Here is a 16,684-nt window from a genome sequence, read left to right as displayed (position 1 = left end):
GGTGATGGCCTTGAGATTTGACAAGAACAAAAATGAGAAAAAAAGGATTAATGTTAAAGTGATAGCAACGGGCGTAGTTGCTATCACTTTAATTGGAATTGTGGGTATATCAATTGGTAAATTTTCTAGTGGTAGTCCTGTAAACTTAGGAGTAGCTTCAGATGCTATTATAAGTGTAGGTAAAGGAATAAATGATGGATTTTCTTTTATTAAAAATGGTTTTAAAGACATAGCAGAATTTAAAGATAATTCTAAAAAGGTAAAAAAATTAGAAGAAGAAAACGAAAAACTTAAAAAAGACATGATAGCTTTAAATGCCAAACTAGATAAAACAGAATCACTAGAAGAGTTAAAAAAGACACTTAACTTTGTACAAGAAGAATATAAGGCGACAAGTATTTCTACAAGTGTTGTTGGTAAAAATGATGGAAACTGGTATGAGAGTTTTGTTATAGGTGCAGGAAAAAATTCAGGTGTAAAAAAAGAAAGTATAGTTATGAATGGCAGTGGGTTAGTTGGTGTAGTTTATGAAGTTTCCAACAATTATAGTAAGGCAATTTCACTATTGGATTCTAAGGCATCTGTAAGTTTTAAACTAGCAAAGGATGCCAATGCTAAAGGTACAATTACTCAAAATACTACTTTAGACAATAAAGATAGTTATAATAGTAAAGGGTATTTGCAAGGATATATGTTTGACTCGTCATATAATGTAATTCAAGGAGATATAATAACAACATCAGGTCTTGGATTCTTCCCAGATGGTATACCAATTGGTGAAGTTGAAAAAGTAGTTGATGATAAAGATAAGTCATTAAAATATGTAGTTGTAAAACCGTATGTTGATTTTAAGAATATAAATGACGTTGTAGTCATAGAACCAAGAAATATAGGATAAAGGGGATAAAAACAATGAAAAAAGTTTTACTTTGTCTATTGGGGATTGTGCTTATGACTATAGAAAATAGTATAACAAATTATATAGATATTTTTGGCATAAGCTTTAATTTAGTCCTTATGTATGTAACTATAATCTCTCTTTACTTAGATGAATTAGAGGGTGGGATTATAGCAGCAATAATAGGGATTATTAAAGACATAACCGTTGGCGGAATTCTTGGTGTAAATGCATTAATTTTGTTTATTATTGCATATGCAATTGGACACATGAGAGACCAGCTATATAAAGGTAGTTATATTATTACTTTTGTTTTAATTTTTATAGGCAGTTTAATTGATTCAATTGTCAATATAGGTACATCTAGTATAATTTATCAAAGCTATAACATATCAACACTTTTTGTAAAAGGTTTACTAGTAGCACCAATAGTGAATAGTTTAATTGGTTTAGTAATATATCGCTTATCTAAAAGAGCAGTTTTAAAACTTAAAGAAGATTAGTTGGTGATTTCATGGAAGAAAATAAACAAGTTGATAGACTAAAAATAATTAAAATAGTCATGAGTGTGATATTTTTAGCTATTTTAGTAAAAATAATCTACATGACTACATTTAAATATGAATATTACAATGAGTTAGCTGAGAATAAAACATATAAAAAGTTGGCAATAGAAGCTCCAAGAGGAGAAATAAAAGATAGATATGGGAGATTGTTGGCAGGAAATAAAAACTTATTTACTGTTCAAGTTTCAGGTAACGATATTAATAAGAAAGATACAAACAAACATTCAAGAGCAAATGAAATATCATTAAAACTTATAAATTTGCTGGAGAAAAATGGTGAAGAATATGTAGATGAGTTTCCTATATATGTAGAAAATGGAAAGTACTATTATACATATGACAGAGATATTAGAGAATATAAATCAGAAAATGGTATTCCAAGTGATTATAATGCTAAAGAAAGTTTTTATTATTTAGTAGATAAACTTATATCAGCTGGAATATTGTCTCAAGAAGATAAAAGATTGGATGCAACAAAATTACAGGCAAAACTAAATGAAAATGGATACTATCCACCTATTTTAGTTAGTAAATGGATGTTCACAGCAGAAAGAGATAAGATAGATTGGTTGGCTAGTTATAAGATAAAAGAAACTAAACTAAGTGCCAAAGAAGCGTTTGAAAAAGTAAGAAATAGTGATGCGTTAGAAATTGATAAAAGCTTAAGTGATGAAGATGCAAGGAAAATAATGGTTGTAAGGGATTTGATAAAATCAAAAGGATATTCTCAATATAATCCAGTAACTATTGCAAAAGATGTAGGAGAAACTACAATTGCCCAAATTGAGGAGCGTGCTATGGACCTTGTAGGTGTTTCGATAGCAGTTGAACCAGTAAGATATTATCCTAATGGGACATTAGCTTCACATATGTTAGGATATGTAGGAAAAATGCCATCCACTCAAATAGAATCATACCTTCAGAAAGGTTATGAAACTGGAGATATGGTAGGTCTTGCAGGAGTAGAAAAAAGTAACGAAAGCAGACTAAGAGGAACTGATGGTTATAAAATGGTTAAAGTTGACGCATTGGGTAGAATCAGTAAAGAAATTGAATCTAAAAAGCCTAAATCAGGAAATACTGTATACCTTACACTAGATAAAGATTTGCAAGACGTTTCAGATAATGCATTAAAACAGATAATCGAAGTTGCTTCTAAAGGTGGTACCTTTAAAAGTAAATTTGGGGACAAACCAATTAGTGCATATGCAGGAAAAGCACAATCAGCAGCTCTTATAGTTATTGATGTTAAAAATGGAGAAGTACTAGCTTCATCAAGCTATCCTAATTATGACCCAAATAAATTTGCAAAGGGTATTTCTACAGAAGACTATAAAGCACTTCAACCAAAAAATCCAAATGACTTACTAGCAGGAAGCCCTCTTTTAAACTTAGTTACACAAGGGGAATTCCAGCCAGGTTCTTCATTTAAGATGGTAACTTCAATGGCAGCCTTAGAAAATGGCTTAAATCCAAACTTTACTATAAATGACCCTGGGGTTATCATGTTAGGTAAAAAATCTTTTGGTGACTATGTGTGGAACCATGGTAGAGGAAATCATGGTATGACAAATTTATATAAAGCTATACAAGAGTCTTGTAATATATATATGGCAACTATTGGTACAGGTAAGATATGGCCCGATGGAAAAAGTATTGGTATAGATATGAATGCAAGTAAGATACTTGAGTATGCAAAATTATTTGGGTTAGATGGAAATACTGGGCTTGAAGACGAAGTAGAGGAAAGAGCAGGTAAGGTGCCTAGTACAGAGGATAAATTAAAATCAACACAAGCATTGTTAAAATCAGCTTTAGATAGAGAAATGGCCAATGACTTTGTTGATATAACTAGGGATAAAAATCCTAAAGAATACGAAAAAAGAATCGATGAAATTGTAAGTTGGGCAGCTGAAAAGAAAACTCCTGGTAGAGTAGAAACGATGAATAGATTGAAAAAATTGGATGTTAAAGAAAATAGAGTGAAAGATGTAGCGGATATGGCAGTATTTAGTTACTTTAACTTTGCAAAATGGAGTACTGCTGATACATTCAACTTAGCTATAGGGCAAGGTGAAAATGCCTATACACCAGCTCAAATATCAAGATATGTAGCTGCTATAGCAAATGGAGGTAATTTAGTAGAATTATCTGTAGTTGATAGAGCTGTCTCAAGTGATTATTCATCAGTAAAAATCAATGACCAAAAGAAAGTAGAAAAAATACCTTTCAAAAATTCTGATAATCTAAAGGAACTAACAAAAGGTATGAAATTGGTTTCGAGACAAGGTACAGCAAAAAGTGCTTTTGCTGATTTCCCAATAGATGTAGCAGCAAAGACTGGTACAGCTGAGAAAAGTGGGAAAATACCTACAGATAATGAATATGAATATTTAAAGAGTCATATGTCATCTTATAATGTTAACCTAGATGATGCGATTAAACTAGCTAATAATATGAAAGTAGAAAAAGAAAAAGAACTTTCGTTAGCTAAAGAAAAGGAAATAAAAAAGAAATTAGAGAATAAAGATTTAAAAGACGAAGAAAGAAAGAAATTAGAGGAAGAATTAGAAGATGGAGTAAAAGTTAGATTAGAGGATACTGATAAAGTAAATTCTTCATATCTAAGAAAAGCTATAAAAGAATTAAATCCAAAAATAACAGATGACCAAATAGATAAATTTAAACAAGATTATGGTTCTTTTACGTGGACTGTTGCTTTTGCTCCAGCAGATGACCCAGAAATAGCTGTTGTATGCGTAATTCCTCAAGGTGATTCAAGTGTATTCTCACTTTTACCAACTAGAGAAGTTATTGGAACTTATATGGGATTAGAGCAAACTAATAGTAAAAATGACAACAAGACGAATGATGCTAACAATTCTTCTGACGAAAATATAAATTTCGAGTCACAAATTAATAGATAGCTCAATCTATGTATAAACTTTAGCTTTATATAGAAAAAATAAAAGGGTTTAAAACGTATTTGAAGAATATAAATGATATATCACTCTGGAGGTTGTTATGTCTTTAAGAGAAATTTGTAGTCAAGAACTAGTAGAATTCAAGGGTAATAAAAGAGGGATAATAGTAAATATAAAAAGAGAAGCTCCATTTGAGGAAATACAGGAAAAAATAATAAACAAATTGGAAGCGTATGTTGGCTTTTTTAATGGGGCTAAAATTAGTAAAATTAATAGTGATTGTTTAACTGACATGGAGATTCTAGAACTAAAAGAAGGAATTACTTCTAGATTCGATGTGGAATTTGTTGAAGATCAAAAAGTTGAAGAAAATAGTAATTTTCCAACAAAATATGTCACTACCCTAAGATCTGGTGAAAATATTGAATTTGAAGGCGATGTAATTATATTGAATGATATGAAACCTGGCTCAAAAGTCCTTTCAAAATCAAATACAGTTGTTATGGGAGATATAAATGCTGGCGCTAAGGTTGTAGCAGGAGGCAATGTTTTTGTAATGGGTAAAATAGAAGGTTTTGTACATGCAGGTGCAGAAGGTAATGAATTTGCATATGTTGTTGCTGGAAATCTTAATCCTAAAATATTACAAATAGCAGATAATATTGCAGAAGCACCAGATGATGAAGAAAATTATGAAATTGAATCAGAAATTAGCCCAGAAATAGCCTTTGTAAGTAATGGAAGAATTGTAATAGAAAGCTATTTGTCAAAGTTAGACAAATAGAAAGAAAAATAGGGGGTAGTATTATGAGCGAAGTTATAGTTATAACATCTGGTAAAGGTGGGGTTGGAAAAACTACTACCGCAGCAAACTTAGGAACTGCGCTAAGCCTAGAAAATAAAAAAACAGTAGTTGTAGATGCAGATATTGGACTTAGAAACTTAGATGTAGTAATGGGTCTTGAAAATCGAATAGTTTATGACATAGTAGATGTAGTTGAAGGAACTTGTAGGCTTAAGCAAGCTCTAATAAAAGACAAAAGATTTGATAATCTATATTTATTACCAGCAGCACAAACTAGAGACAAAAATGCTGTATCAGTTGAGCAAATGATTGACTTGTGTGAGAAACTAAAAGAATCTTTTGAGTATATAATAATAGACTGCCCAGCAGGTATTGAGCAAGGATTTAAAAATGCAATAGCTGGAGCAGATAGAGCCATTGTGGTTACAAATCCAGAAATATCAGCTGTAAGAGATGCTGATAGAATAATAGGTTTATTAGAAGCAAATGAAATAAAAGAGATAAGATTAGTTATAAATAGAATTAGAAATGATATGGTTAAGCGTGGAGACATGATGGACAAACAAGATATAATAGAAATATTAGCAATAGATTTATTAGGCCTTGTTCCTGATGATGAAAGTATAATTATATCAACAAATAAAGGTGAGCCAGCCATACTTGATTCTAAGTCACTTGCTGGTCAAGCATACAAAAATATCGCAAAAAGGATACTAAATGAAGAAGTTCCTCTACTTGATCTTGAAGTTGAAGATGGATTCTTTGGTAGACTTAAAAAAATGTTTAGCATGGCTAAGTAGCAAAGGAGGATACATCTGTGTTAGATTTATTTAGAGTTTTTTCTAACGAAGCTAAAACTAGTAAATCTGTTGCTAAAGAAAGGTTAAAACTAGTTTTAGTTCATGATAGAGTAGATTGTTCACCACAACTTTTAGAGATGATAAAAACAGACATTTTAAAAGTAATAGCTAATTACGCAGAAATAGAAGAAGATGGGCTTGAAATAAAAATGTCTAAATGCAGAGGTGAGCATGATGACAAACCTGTATCTGCATTAGTTGCTAATATACCATTAAAGAATATTAAAGATAGATGTATGTAATTAGTGCTTAAAAGGGGGGATATCCTTATTGGTATATGCCCCTTTTATTTAATTATATGTTTAAAGATAGAAAGACGGTGATTCTTTGAAAAAAATCAATATTAATTATAAGTCGACAATTAAGTTGATAAAACAGTTAGACTGGAAACTTATAGTTACAGTATTAGCTATCTTTATTTTTGGGCTTGTTATACTTAGTAGTGCAACACATGCTAATTCAACAGGTTCATATAATCAATTGATTAAACAAGGGCTAGCTTTTGTACTTGGTATAGGAATGATTATAGTCATACTATTTTTTGATTATAATCTTTTGGGAAGGTATTACAAAGCTCTTTATATAATAAGTCTTATTTTGTTAGCCATCGTTTTATTACCTGGAATTGGGACAGTAAACGGTGGGGCTAGGTCGTGGATTAACTTAGGACCACTTGATTTGCAGACATCTGAAATAGTTAAACTAACATTTGTACTAAGTTATGCAAAGATACTTGAATCCAAAAAGGATAAATTAAATACATTAAAGGAAGTTATGCCTGTTGTAGTTTATTCGCTTCCATTTATCGGATTATTAATTGCACAGCCAGACTTGGGAACAGGGATTGTATTTTGTTCTATGATATTTGCAATGCTGTTTACAGCAGGTCTTAGCTCAAAGTTGATAAAAAGAGGAATAATCATACTGTTGCTATCAATGCCACTGATGTATTTAATGATGGCAGACCATCAGAAGATAAGAATAGAAGCCTTTTTAAATCCAGAAGATGTAACGCTAAAAGGAAACTATCAAGTTATGCAATCTCTGATTGCAATTGGTTCTGGAGGTATGACAGGTAAGGGATTATATAATGGAAGTCAAAATCAAGAAGACTTTTTACCTGTGCAAGATAGTGACTTTATATTTGCTGTTGTAGGTGAAGAACTTGGTGTAATAGGAATGGCAGTAATGATAATTCTATTTATGATATTCCTATTAAGGCTTTTAGTAATTGCAAGAGATGCAAAAGATTTTTATGGAACCCTCATCGTGGTTGGCGTTATGGGAATGTTTGGTTACCAGATAATCCAAAACATAGGTATGACCGTTGCGTTAATACCAGTAACTGGAGTAACATTACCCTTTGTAAGTTATGGAGGTAGTTCGTTACTGACATCTTTAGCAAACTTAGGATTAGTACTAAATGTATGTATGAGAAGAAAGAAAATAAATTTCTAAATTTAAATACATTTAAACATAAATTGAGGAGATTAGGTATATGAATATAGCATTAGTAGCGCATGACCAAATGAAAAATACTATGGTCGGATTTTGTATAGGTTATGAATCAATTTTAAAAAAGTATGGACTATATGCAACTGGAACTACAGGAAAAAGAATAATGAATGAAACTGAATTAAGTATAAATAGATTGGCATCTGGTCCTTTAGGTGGAGACCAACAAATAGGTTCTTTAATAGTAACACAAGAGATAGATTTAGTTATTTTTTTAAGAGACCCATTGACGTCTCAGGCTCATGAAACAGATATACAAGCATTGATAAGACTTTGTGATGTTTATCATGTTCCAATAGCTACAAATCTAGCTTCAGCAGAAATATTTATAAAAGCTCTTGATAGGGGAGAACTATCATGGAGAGAAGTTAGAAAAAGTAAAAATCAACGAGTTTAAAAAAGTAAATAGTATACAAAAATTAGGAGATGTATCAAATAAAAATTTGAATCATCTCCTTTCTATATAAAAATAGAAATGATATTTCTAGAAATTAATAATCTAGCTGATAATTATTTAGAAAAAAAGTACTATATCACTGATTTTTCTCATTTGATATATATACATATAGTCCAATACAAGTATAACAGATTATCTGTTTCTTTATATTATTATAGATATAATCGTGCTTCCTAATATAACTATACTTTCCCAAAAATGTATTGAATATACAAATTATAATCTGTATAATATTGTTAGGTGAGAATGTATACAATTTCTGTAATAGGGTTTATGAATACACCATATGGTATGGTTGCATTAGCTCCAGATGGTGAACCTGTTAGTTATCCTTTTGAATATGATAAGCCATTTTCTTTAGATTTTACTGGTAAGAACCTTTCTGCAGCAGAATTATCAAAATATTGTAAAAAAAATAATATAATTATTAAAGTAGAAATTGGTGAAACAACATCTAATTCTGGAATAGGGCTAGTAGCATATGCTAGATACGTGAATTAATACAAGTATACGAGTATACAAATAGAAAAGACTATAAACAATGCACCCTCTTGGTGGGGGTGCATTTAGCATTATATCAGTTATTTTGGAAAATAAAAAAGGAGTTGAAGTTAAAATTAGATTAGAAAAAGTCAATTTTAAGACAACTCCATTTTAATTTATTTTTAAATATAAAATCATTTATTTTAAATAATATTATGTGTGATTAATGGCTATTTAACTAATTTTGCAAATTCTGCACCAAATGCCATACACTCTTTTAATGTCTCTTCACTAGGGAAGAATTTTTTCTTAAGAGATTCTACAGGCATTTTGAATGACATAGATTTAAGTAAAGTTTCAGCCATAGTTATACCTTCACCACTCCAACCAAATGAACCAAATACTCCTGCTATCTTGCCTTGGTTAGCCATTGGGTCTATAACAGAGAATAAATCCCACATAGGTTTAACCATAGTTTTGTTTATAGTTGGAGAACCTAATAGTATTACTTTTGATACTACTAATGTATCGTGCATTTCTGTTAATGTCATATCTTCTAAATCATATAATTCAGCTTTTGCACCTTCTTTATCAAGTCCTTCTTTTATCTTTTTAGCCATCTCTAAAGTATTGCTATAAGCTGATAAGTAGAATATAGAAACTTGGTTCTGATTAGTCGTATTAACAGCTTCTGTAGACCACTCAACATATCTTTTAACAGCAGCCATTGGGTCTTTAGTAAGCATTGGACCATGAGAAGTCAATATAGTATCAAATTCTATGTTTAGTTCTACCACCTTATCTACAGCACTTAAAACATGCTTAGCAAATGGCTTAACTATACAATCATAGTAGTGTTTAGCTGATTTTAGATAATCTTCACTATTCACTACATCTGCATCAACACTTGCAAAGTGACAACCAAATGCATCACAAGTTAAAAGAGTCTTCTCCTCTTCAATGTAAGTAAACATTGTATCAACCCAATGTAAGAATGGAGCAGTTATAAATTTAAGGTTTCTTTTACCAATATTTAAAACTTCACCATCTTTTATTACATGACAGTTAAAAGGTCTATTTATTTGACCATCTAAGTATAGTTTAGCAGCTTTAGTACAATAAACTTCTATATTAGGATTTATATCTAATAAATATTTTAAACTACCTGCATGGTCTGGTTCTGTGTGATGAATTACAACATAGTCAATTTTAGCTATATCAGTAACTTCTGATAGATTACTTAAGAACTCATCTTTAAAATTTGCCTTTACTGTGTCAAATAAAACCGTTTTTTCGTCCTTGATTAAATAAGAGTTGTAAGTTGTCCCAAACTCAGTTTCCATTATTATGTCGAATACTTTTAAACCTTCATCTACTACGCCAGTAAAGTAGATATCTTTTTTTACTTCAAAAACTTTACTCATTTTTAACCCTCCTAAAATTTATCATTATATAAGTAACATACCCCATTTTGAGGTGAATGAAACAAAAGATGTCATGATAAGTCATGTAAAACAATAGTTTTATGTTTATAATATATCATACTTTGTAAAAAATTTGTATTTCAATAAAAATTTAATGGAAAATATTCTTAAATATTTTTAGACACTCTATTTTGTGAATAATATAGATTTTAAATTCAATATTTTAGTTATATTTTTGATAGAAAATATTTTATCGTGTATAATATTAATTATAAATAAGAATAAAAATAAAGAGCTTGTTTGGAGGAATTTTAATAAATGAATAAAGTAGACTTGAAAAAAATCTTAAAAAAAGTAGAAAAGCCTGCTAGATATCTTGGAAATGAAATAAATTCAATTCATAAAGATACTAGTAATAGTGAATTGATAAGATATGCACATTGCTTTCCAGATTTATATGAAGTTGGTATGAGTCACTTAGGAAGTCATATATTATATGATGTAATAAATAAGGATGAAGATGTATTTTGTGAGAGAGTGTATTCTCCTGCAGTTGACATGGAAAATATAATGAGAGAAAAAAGTATACCATTATTTGCATTAGAGTCAAGAGAGCCTATAACAAACTTTGATTTTGTCACTTTTACACTTCAATATGAACTTTCATATACTAATATCTTAAATATATTAGATTTAGCCAATATACCAATATTAAAAGAAGAAAGAACCTTGGAAGATCCATTTATAATGGTTGGTGGTCCTTGTGCTTATAATTCCGAACCATTAGCAGATTTTGTAGATGTAGTAATATTAGGTGAAGGTGAAGAGGTTAATTTAGAAGTAGTAAATGAGTATAAAGAATGGAAGAAAAATAAAACGACTAGAGAAGATTTTTTATATAAAATATCTAGTATAGAAGGAGTATACATACCAAGTTTTTATGATGTCAAGTACAATGAAGATGGTACAGTTCAAAGTGTAATTCCTAATAGAGAAGGGATTACTAAAAATCCTACTAAAAGGATAATAAAAGATGTTGAAACTGTAGATTATCCAGAAAAACTAATAGTACCTTATATAGATACGGTTCATGATAGAATAGTACTAGAATTATTTAGAGGATGTACTAGAGGATGTAGATTCTGTCAAGCAGGTATGATATACAGACCAATAAGAGAAAAGAGTGTTAAAAGACTTAAAGAAATATTAGATAAATTAGTTAAGAATACTGGATATGATGAAATATCATTATCATCACTTAGTACGAGTGATTATAGTAAGTTATCAGAGTTGACTGATTATCTGGTAGATGAATATGCATCTAATAATATTGGAATTTCGCTTCCATCCCTTAGATTAGATAATTTTTCAATGGAAATTGCTGATAAAATACAACAAGTAAGAAAATCTGGGCTTACTTTTGCTCCAGAAGCAGGAACTCAAAGACTTAGAGATGTTATAAATAAAGGTGTTACAGAAGAAGATTTGGAAAAAGCAACAGAAAGAGCTTTTGAGATGGGGTGGAATAGTGTTAAGTTGTATTTTATGATTGGTTTACCAACTGAAACTTATGATGATTTAGATGGAATAGCTAAGTTAGCCTATAAAGTTATTGATATTTATAGAAAAGTAAATGGAGGAAAATTAAAGAGAAGTTTTGGTGTTACAGTAAGTACCTCTACATTTGTACCAAAGCCATTTACACCTTTCCAATGGCATGGTCAAGACACTACAGAAGAAGTGGTTGAGAAACAAAAACATTTAGTAAATAAATTGAGAAACAACAATATAAAATACAATTACCATGATTCAAAAACTAGCTTAATGGAAGCTGTAGTAGCTAGAGGAGATAGAAGAATAGGAAAGGTAATATACGATGCCTTTAGACTAGGTGCAAAATTTGATGGATGGGCAGAACATTTTAATTTAGATATATGGAAAGAAGCTATGCAAAAGAATAATCTTTCTATAGATTTTTATGCACATAGAAATAGAAACTATGAAGAGGTATTTCCTTGGGACCATATAGATGTAGGTATTAGTAAAAAATTCTTGATTAGAGAAGATGAAAATGCTAAAAAAGAAAAAATCACTTCTGATTGTAGACATAATTGTAATGGATGTGGAATAAATATACATGATATAGGAAGGGGGCTTTGCTAATATGAGTAAGATAATAAGAGTAAAATTTAAAAAAGAAGGCGATATGATATATATATCACATCTTGACCTTCAGAGATTATTGCAAAGAGCATTTAGAAGAGCTGAAATAAACTTATCACATTCTCAAGGATTTAATCCTCATCCTAAGATGAGTTATGGCAATGCTTTGGCTTTAGGGACAGAGAGTCAAGGTGAGTATGTAGATATTGAGATAGAAGAAGACGATTTATCAGTAGAGGAGTTTTTAAGTAAAGTATCAGTTCAACTTCCAGAGGGGATAGAATTTATCAAAGTAAAAGAAATTGATAGACAAATACCTTCTCTTTCTTCTGTGATAGATTATGGAGAGTATCTGTTTAATATAGATTTGAAAAGACCTCTGACTAAAGAGTTTGTAAAAAGAAAAGTAATAGATTTTATGAACAATAAAGAAATAATCATAACAAAAAAGAATAAAAAAGGGAAGATGGTCGAAGTTGATATAAGACCTATGATAAGAACTTTTGATGTTTTAAATTTAGAAGATGAACATATTACTCTTACTGCTACTATAGCTACAGGCTCAAAAACTAATTTAAATACTAATATACTTATTCCAAAGATATTAGAGATGTTTGAACTTGATATTGACCCATTAGATGTTGATATATTGAGAAGAGATTTGTATGTATTAGAAGATGGGGAATTAGTGACTCCTATGTAAGCTCGAGAGGTGAAGTTGTGAAAAAGATAGTTATTGAGTCCTTAATAGGGTCTCAGAAAACAGCAGTACTTAAAGATGGAAAGTTGGTAGAACTTTTTGTTGAAGATAATTTAAATAAAAAGACTGTATCCAATATATATCGTGGAATTGTAAAAAAAGTTATACCAGGAATAGAAGCTTGTTTTGTGGATATTGGATTTAAGAAACTTGCTTATTTACAATTAAAAAAGGGAAGTTCTATAAAATCTGGTCAGGATATTTTGGTTCAGATAAATAAGGAAGAAATAGGAACTAAAGGTGCAAAATTAAACACTGAGATTAGTATTTCTGGAAGGTATATAGTCTATATACCTTCCAATGATAGAACTACAATATCAAATAAAATTACTGATGAAAAAGAACGATTTAGACTAAAAAAAATTACTAAGGCAGTAAATAAAGAAAATTTAGGATTAATAATAAGAACTGAGGCTCAGGGTTGTACTCATGATGAAATAAAGAAAGATATAGAAGAGTTGAAATTAAAGTATGAAAATATATTAAAAGAGTATAAACTTGGTATAGGACCAAAATTATTATATAAGTCTTTAGATTTTGCAACCAAATATGTAAAAGATAATGTGAATGATGATATTGATTCTATAGTTACCAATAGTTATGATAAGTACTCTGAACTTAAGTCTATTTTAAAGTGCATCGATAAGACTTATGTTGATAAACTAGTTATTGAAGAAAATAGAGATGTATTTGATTTATATAGAATAGAATCTCAAATAGAAAAATTATTAAATAAAAAAGTATGGTTGAAGAGTGGAGGGTACTTAATAATTGAAAAGACAGAAGCTCTTACAGTTATAGATGTAAATACAGGCAAGTTTGTTGGGTCTGGAAAACTTGATGAAACAGTTTATAAAACGAATCTTGAAGCTGCAAAAGAAATTGTAAGACAGCTTAGAATTAGAGATATAGCTGGAATAATAATAATTGATTTTATCGACATGCATAAAAAGAAGCATCAAAATGAGGTTTTACACATCCTAGAAGAAGAATTTAATAAAGATAAAAGAAAAGCTGAAGTATTAGGTATGACAAAACTTGGTTTAGTAGAAGTTGCTAGGCGTAGAGAAAAAGAGTCTATTGATAAGTATTATTTAATGGCTTGTCCATGTTGTGATGGTGAACAAACAATAAAATCTGTACATCATATGGTAGATAGCATTGAAAAAGAAATTATGAGAATAAGTGAACATACAATATATAAAAATATAATAGTAGAGTTTAATGATTTTATTTTTGAACAGATAAAAGAATTTTATATGGATATAATTGATAAAATTGGTGAAAAATATAATATAAAGATTTCTTTAAACGCAAATAGTACATTAAAACACAATAAAACCAACGTTATTTTAGATAAAGTAGTTGACAATAAAATGTAAATATTTTATAATTAATAATTGTAATGCCGCACAGTAAAGGTTTAAATCTTCCTAATGAAGTACCTTGTACTGGCGAGTTTGAGACCGAGGAGGTGTATTTAATGTACGCTATAGTAAAGACTGGTGGAAAGCAATATAAAGTTTCTGAAGGTGATGTATTATTCGTTGAAAAATTAGAAGCTAACGCAGGTGATGTTGTTACTTTAAACGAAGTATTAGCTTGCTCTAAAGATGGAGAATTAAAATTAGGTTCTCCAGTGGTAGAAGGAGCATCTGTTCAAGCTAAAGTTGTTGAACAAGGTAAAGCTAAGAAAGTTATAGTTTTCAAGTATAAAGCAAAAAAAGATTACAGAAGAAAACAAGGACATCGTCAATCATACACTAAGATAGTTATAGAAAAAATAAATGCTTAGTTATTGGTTAAGTTATGATAAAGGTTAAATATTATTATAATGATGATTTCTTATTACAAGGTTTTTGTTTAAAGGGACATGCTGATTTTGCTGAAATAGGCTATGATATAGTATGTGCTGCAGTTACTTCTAATGCTATTGCAGTTATAAATTCTTTAGACAAATTACAAAAGATTGAATTTGAAAAAGTAGTAGGAGAAGAAGGTCATATAGAATGTATAGTTAAAGATACACATATAAAAGACGCACAATTATTACTAAATCACTTTCAATTAGCGGTTGGAGAAATTAAACGGGAATACCCAAAAAATATAAAAATTTTAAAAAAGTAGGGGGTGACTCCATATGTTAAACATGAATTTACAATTATTAGCATCTAAAAAAGGGGTAGGTTCTTCTAAAAATGGTAGAGATTCTATATCTAAAAGATTAGGTGTTAAGAGATTCGATGGTCAATTAGTAACTGCTGGAAGTATAATAGTTAGACAAAGAGGAACTAAAATACATCCAGGAACTAATGTTGGAAAAGGTAGCGATGATACTTTATTTGCATTAGTTGATGGTACTGTTAAATTCGAAAGAAAAGACAAGAAGAGAAAAAAAGTTAGTATATATCCAGTAGCAATAGCTGAGTAATATACATAAAAGGAGTGTTGAGGCACTCCTTTTTCTTATAATACTGATGAATTTATAATAGTATTTTTGGTAATGCTAATTAAAAGTTTTTAATTAAGTAGGTGAAGAATTTGTTTATAGATAAAGCAAGAATATTTGTTAAGGCTGGAAATGGTGGAAATGGTTCGGTAGCATTTAGAAGAGAAAAATATGTTCCAGCAGGTGGACCAGATGGTGGAGATGGTGGTCGTGGAGCAAGCATCATATTTGAAGTTGATTTGGGTCTTAGAACTCTAATGGACTTTAAGTATCAGAAAAAATATCAAGCTCAAAATGGTGGCGACGGAAGTAAAGGTAAAAGAGCTGGTAAAAATGGAGAAACTTTAGTATTAAAAGTACCATCAGGTACAGTAATAAGAGATGAGGCTACAGGTCTTGTACTAGCAGATTTAAAGAAAGAAGGAGATACAGCTATAGTTGCAAAAGGTGGTATAGGTGGTAAAGGGAATCAACACTTTGCAAATGCAGTAAGGCAAGCTCCAGCTTTTGCAAAATCTGGTACAGATGGAGAAGAAAGATGGATAACTCTTGAACTTAAAATGATAGCAGATGTAGGTCTTTTAGGATTTCCAAATGTAGGTAAATCAACATTTCTATCAGTTGTAACTAAAGCTAAACCAAAAATTGCAAACTACCATTTTACAACATTGACACCAAATTTAGGTGTTGTTCAAACTAAATTTGGAGATAGCTTTGTACTTGCAGATATACCTGGAATTATAGAAGGTGCTTCTGAAGGTGTAGGATTAGGTCATGAGTTTTTAAGACATGTTGAGAGAACAAAGGTATTGATACATATTGTAGATATATCTGGATTAGAGGGAAGAGACCCTATTGAAGATTTTGACAAGATAAATGATGAGCTTAAATTGTACAATGAAAAACTTTCAAAAAGACCACAAGTTGTAGTTGCAAACAAGTTTGATATATTAGAAGATGAAAGTAAGTTTGAGAAGTTTAAGAGTGAATTAGAAGGCAGAGGATATACAGTATTTAAAATGTCAGCAGCAACTCGTGAAGGCATTGACGATGTAATAGCCTATGTTTCTAAAATGCTAAAAGAAGTAGAAGATGTAGAATTAGTTTCAGAAGAAGAAATGTATAGACCAGAACTTGATATTGGTACTGAAGAAGAATTAAGTATAGATATTGAAGATGGTGTGTATGTAGTTACAGGTAAAGCACTTAGAAGAATAATGTATTCTGTAAATTTTGATGATATGGAATCACTTCAATATTTCCAAAAAGCTATGGAAAGTCAAGGTGTTTTTGATAGGCTTAGAAAAATGGGAATAGAAGATGGAGATGTAGTTAGAATTTACGAATTAGAATTTGAATTTTACAATTAAGTTTAGTATA

Annotated in this window: 16 protein-coding genes and 1 pseudogene; 16 read left to right on the top strand and 1 reads right to left on the bottom strand. The window is 30.1% G+C overall.

What is annotated here, in order from left to right; translation table 11 throughout:
- The first annotated feature begins 4 nt into the window (after positions 1 to 4).
- From mreC to KGF39_RS01655, 9 genes and pseudogenes are all read left to right on the top strand, one after another.
- Complete coding sequence (gene mreC / locus KGF39_RS01695) at positions 5 to 898, top strand: rod shape-determining protein MreC (protein ID WP_227820987.1); 894 nt, start codon at positions 5 to 7, stop codon at positions 896 to 898.
- Between the two features lie 14 nt (positions 899 to 912).
- Positions 913 to 1,401, top strand: a complete 489-nt coding sequence (gene mreD, locus KGF39_RS01690; protein WP_227820947.1) for a rod shape-determining protein MreD — start codon at positions 913 to 915, stop codon at positions 1,399 to 1,401.
- A gap of 11 nt (positions 1,402 to 1,412) precedes the next feature.
- Complete coding sequence (locus tag KGF39_RS01685; RefSeq protein ID WP_227820946.1) at positions 1,413 to 4,391, top strand: penicillin-binding transpeptidase domain-containing protein; 2,979 nt, start codon at positions 1,413 to 1,415, stop codon at positions 4,389 to 4,391.
- A 97-nt stretch (positions 4,392 to 4,488) separates the two neighbouring features.
- Complete coding sequence (gene minC, locus KGF39_RS01680) at positions 4,489 to 5,172, top strand: septum site-determining protein MinC (RefSeq protein WP_227820945.1); 684 nt, start codon at positions 4,489 to 4,491, stop codon at positions 5,170 to 5,172.
- A 23-nt stretch (positions 5,173 to 5,195) separates the two neighbouring features.
- Positions 5,196 to 5,993 (top strand): septum site-determining protein MinD, encoded by a 798-nt coding sequence (gene minD / locus KGF39_RS01675; protein WP_054273170.1) that lies wholly within the window; start codon positions 5,196 to 5,198, stop codon positions 5,991 to 5,993.
- A gap of 17 nt (positions 5,994 to 6,010) precedes the next feature.
- The gene (gene minE / locus KGF39_RS01670; RefSeq protein WP_054273171.1) at positions 6,011 to 6,295 is read left to right on the top strand and encodes a cell division topological specificity factor MinE; all 285 of its coding nucleotides are present in this window, start codon (positions 6,011 to 6,013) and stop codon (positions 6,293 to 6,295) included.
- A gap of 85 nt (positions 6,296 to 6,380) precedes the next feature.
- The gene (rodA, locus tag KGF39_RS01665; RefSeq protein WP_227820944.1) at positions 6,381 to 7,511 is read left to right on the top strand and encodes a rod shape-determining protein RodA; all 1,131 of its coding nucleotides are present in this window, start codon (positions 6,381 to 6,383) and stop codon (positions 7,509 to 7,511) included.
- A gap of 40 nt (positions 7,512 to 7,551) precedes the next feature.
- A complete protein-coding gene (mgsA, locus tag KGF39_RS01660; RefSeq protein ID WP_227820943.1) occupies positions 7,552 to 7,965 on the top strand; it encodes a methylglyoxal synthase in 414 nt (137 codons plus the stop codon).
- Between the two features lie 309 nt (positions 7,966 to 8,274).
- Positions 8,275 to 8,526: pseudogene (locus KGF39_RS01655) on the top strand (transglutaminase domain-containing protein); the annotation flags it as partial.
- Between the two features lie 212 nt (positions 8,527 to 8,738).
- Here KGF39_RS01655 and KGF39_RS01650 read toward each other — a convergent pair.
- Positions 8,739 to 9,932, bottom strand: a complete 1,194-nt coding sequence (locus KGF39_RS01650) for an FprA family A-type flavoprotein (protein WP_227820942.1) — start codon at positions 9,930 to 9,932, stop codon at positions 8,739 to 8,741.
- A 318-nt stretch (positions 9,933 to 10,250) separates the two neighbouring features.
- On the opposite strand from KGF39_RS01650, the gene KGF39_RS01645 reads away from it, so the two are divergent.
- From KGF39_RS01645 to obgE, 7 genes are all read left to right on the top strand, one after another.
- Positions 10,251 to 12,095, top strand: coding sequence for a TIGR03960 family B12-binding radical SAM protein (locus KGF39_RS01645; RefSeq protein WP_227820941.1), 1,845 nt, complete (start codon positions 10,251 to 10,253; stop codon positions 12,093 to 12,095).
- Position 12,096: 1 nt separating this feature from the next.
- Positions 12,097 to 12,798, top strand: a complete 702-nt coding sequence (locus KGF39_RS01640; protein ID WP_227820940.1) for a TIGR03936 family radical SAM-associated protein — start codon at positions 12,097 to 12,099, stop codon at positions 12,796 to 12,798.
- A 17-nt stretch (positions 12,799 to 12,815) separates the two neighbouring features.
- Positions 12,816 to 14,237 carry an Rne/Rng family ribonuclease gene (locus KGF39_RS01635; protein ID WP_227820939.1) on the top strand — a complete coding sequence of 474 codons (1,422 nt, stop codon included), beginning with the start codon at positions 12,816 to 12,818 and terminating at the stop codon, positions 14,235 to 14,237.
- Positions 14,238 to 14,338: 101 nt separating this feature from the next.
- Positions 14,339 to 14,650: a 50S ribosomal protein L21 gene (gene rplU, locus KGF39_RS01630; protein WP_227820938.1), complete on the top strand. Its 312-nt coding sequence runs from the start codon at positions 14,339 to 14,341 to the stop codon at positions 14,648 to 14,650.
- A gap of 14 nt (positions 14,651 to 14,664) precedes the next feature.
- Positions 14,665 to 14,982, top strand: coding sequence for a ribosomal-processing cysteine protease Prp (locus KGF39_RS01625; RefSeq protein ID WP_054273178.1), 318 nt, complete (start codon positions 14,665 to 14,667; stop codon positions 14,980 to 14,982).
- 13 nt (positions 14,983 to 14,995) lie between these two features.
- Positions 14,996 to 15,286, top strand: a complete 291-nt coding sequence (rpmA, locus tag KGF39_RS01620; protein WP_003419086.1) for a 50S ribosomal protein L27 — start codon at positions 14,996 to 14,998, stop codon at positions 15,284 to 15,286.
- A 110-nt stretch (positions 15,287 to 15,396) separates the two neighbouring features.
- On the top strand, positions 15,397 to 16,674 hold the full coding sequence (obgE, locus tag KGF39_RS01615; protein ID WP_227820937.1) for a GTPase ObgE: 1,278 nt from the start codon (positions 15,397 to 15,399) through the stop codon (positions 16,672 to 16,674).
- Positions 16,675 to 16,684 lie beyond the last annotated feature (10 nt).

It is taken from the genome of Clostridioides sp. ZZV14-6345, from assembly GCF_020657775.1.
GTDB classification, from domain to species: domain Bacteria; phylum Bacillota; class Clostridia; order Peptostreptococcales; family Peptostreptococcaceae; genus Clostridioides; species Clostridioides difficile_D.
The sequence above is the reverse complement of the archived record's forward strand: the minus strand, read 5'-3'. Positions and strand labels throughout refer to the sequence as shown.

Bases quoted from the DNA above. Each gene is read 5' to 3' on its own strand.
- mreC (WP_227820987.1), top strand. From the start codon at position 5: ATGGCCTTGAGATTTGACAAGAACAAAAATGAGAAAAAAAGGATTAAT.
- mreD (WP_227820947.1), top strand. From the start codon at position 913: ATGAAAAAAGTTTTACTTTGTCTATTGGGGATTGTGCTTATGACTATA.
- KGF39_RS01685 (WP_227820946.1), top strand. From the start codon at position 1,413: ATGGAAGAAAATAAACAAGTTGATAGACTAAAAATAATTAAAATAGTC.
- minC (WP_227820945.1), top strand. From the start codon at position 4,489: ATGTCTTTAAGAGAAATTTGTAGTCAAGAACTAGTAGAATTCAAGGGT.
- minD (WP_054273170.1), top strand. From the start codon at position 5,196: ATGAGCGAAGTTATAGTTATAACATCTGGTAAAGGTGGGGTTGGAAAA.
- mgsA (WP_227820943.1), top strand. From the start codon at position 7,552: ATGAATATAGCATTAGTAGCGCATGACCAAATGAAAAATACTATGGTC.
- KGF39_RS01650 (WP_227820942.1), bottom strand. From the start codon at position 9,932: ATGAGTAAAGTTTTTGAAGTAAAAAAAGATATCTACTTTACTGGCGTA.
- KGF39_RS01645 (WP_227820941.1), top strand. From the start codon at position 10,251: ATGAATAAAGTAGACTTGAAAAAAATCTTAAAAAAAGTAGAAAAGCCT.
- KGF39_RS01640 (WP_227820940.1), top strand. From the start codon at position 12,097: ATGAGTAAGATAATAAGAGTAAAATTTAAAAAAGAAGGCGATATGATA.
- rplU (WP_227820938.1), top strand. From the start codon at position 14,339: ATGTACGCTATAGTAAAGACTGGTGGAAAGCAATATAAAGTTTCTGAA.
- KGF39_RS01625 (WP_054273178.1), top strand. From the start codon at position 14,665: ATGATAAAGGTTAAATATTATTATAATGATGATTTCTTATTACAAGGT.
- rpmA (WP_003419086.1), top strand. From the start codon at position 14,996: ATGTTAAACATGAATTTACAATTATTAGCATCTAAAAAAGGGGTAGGT.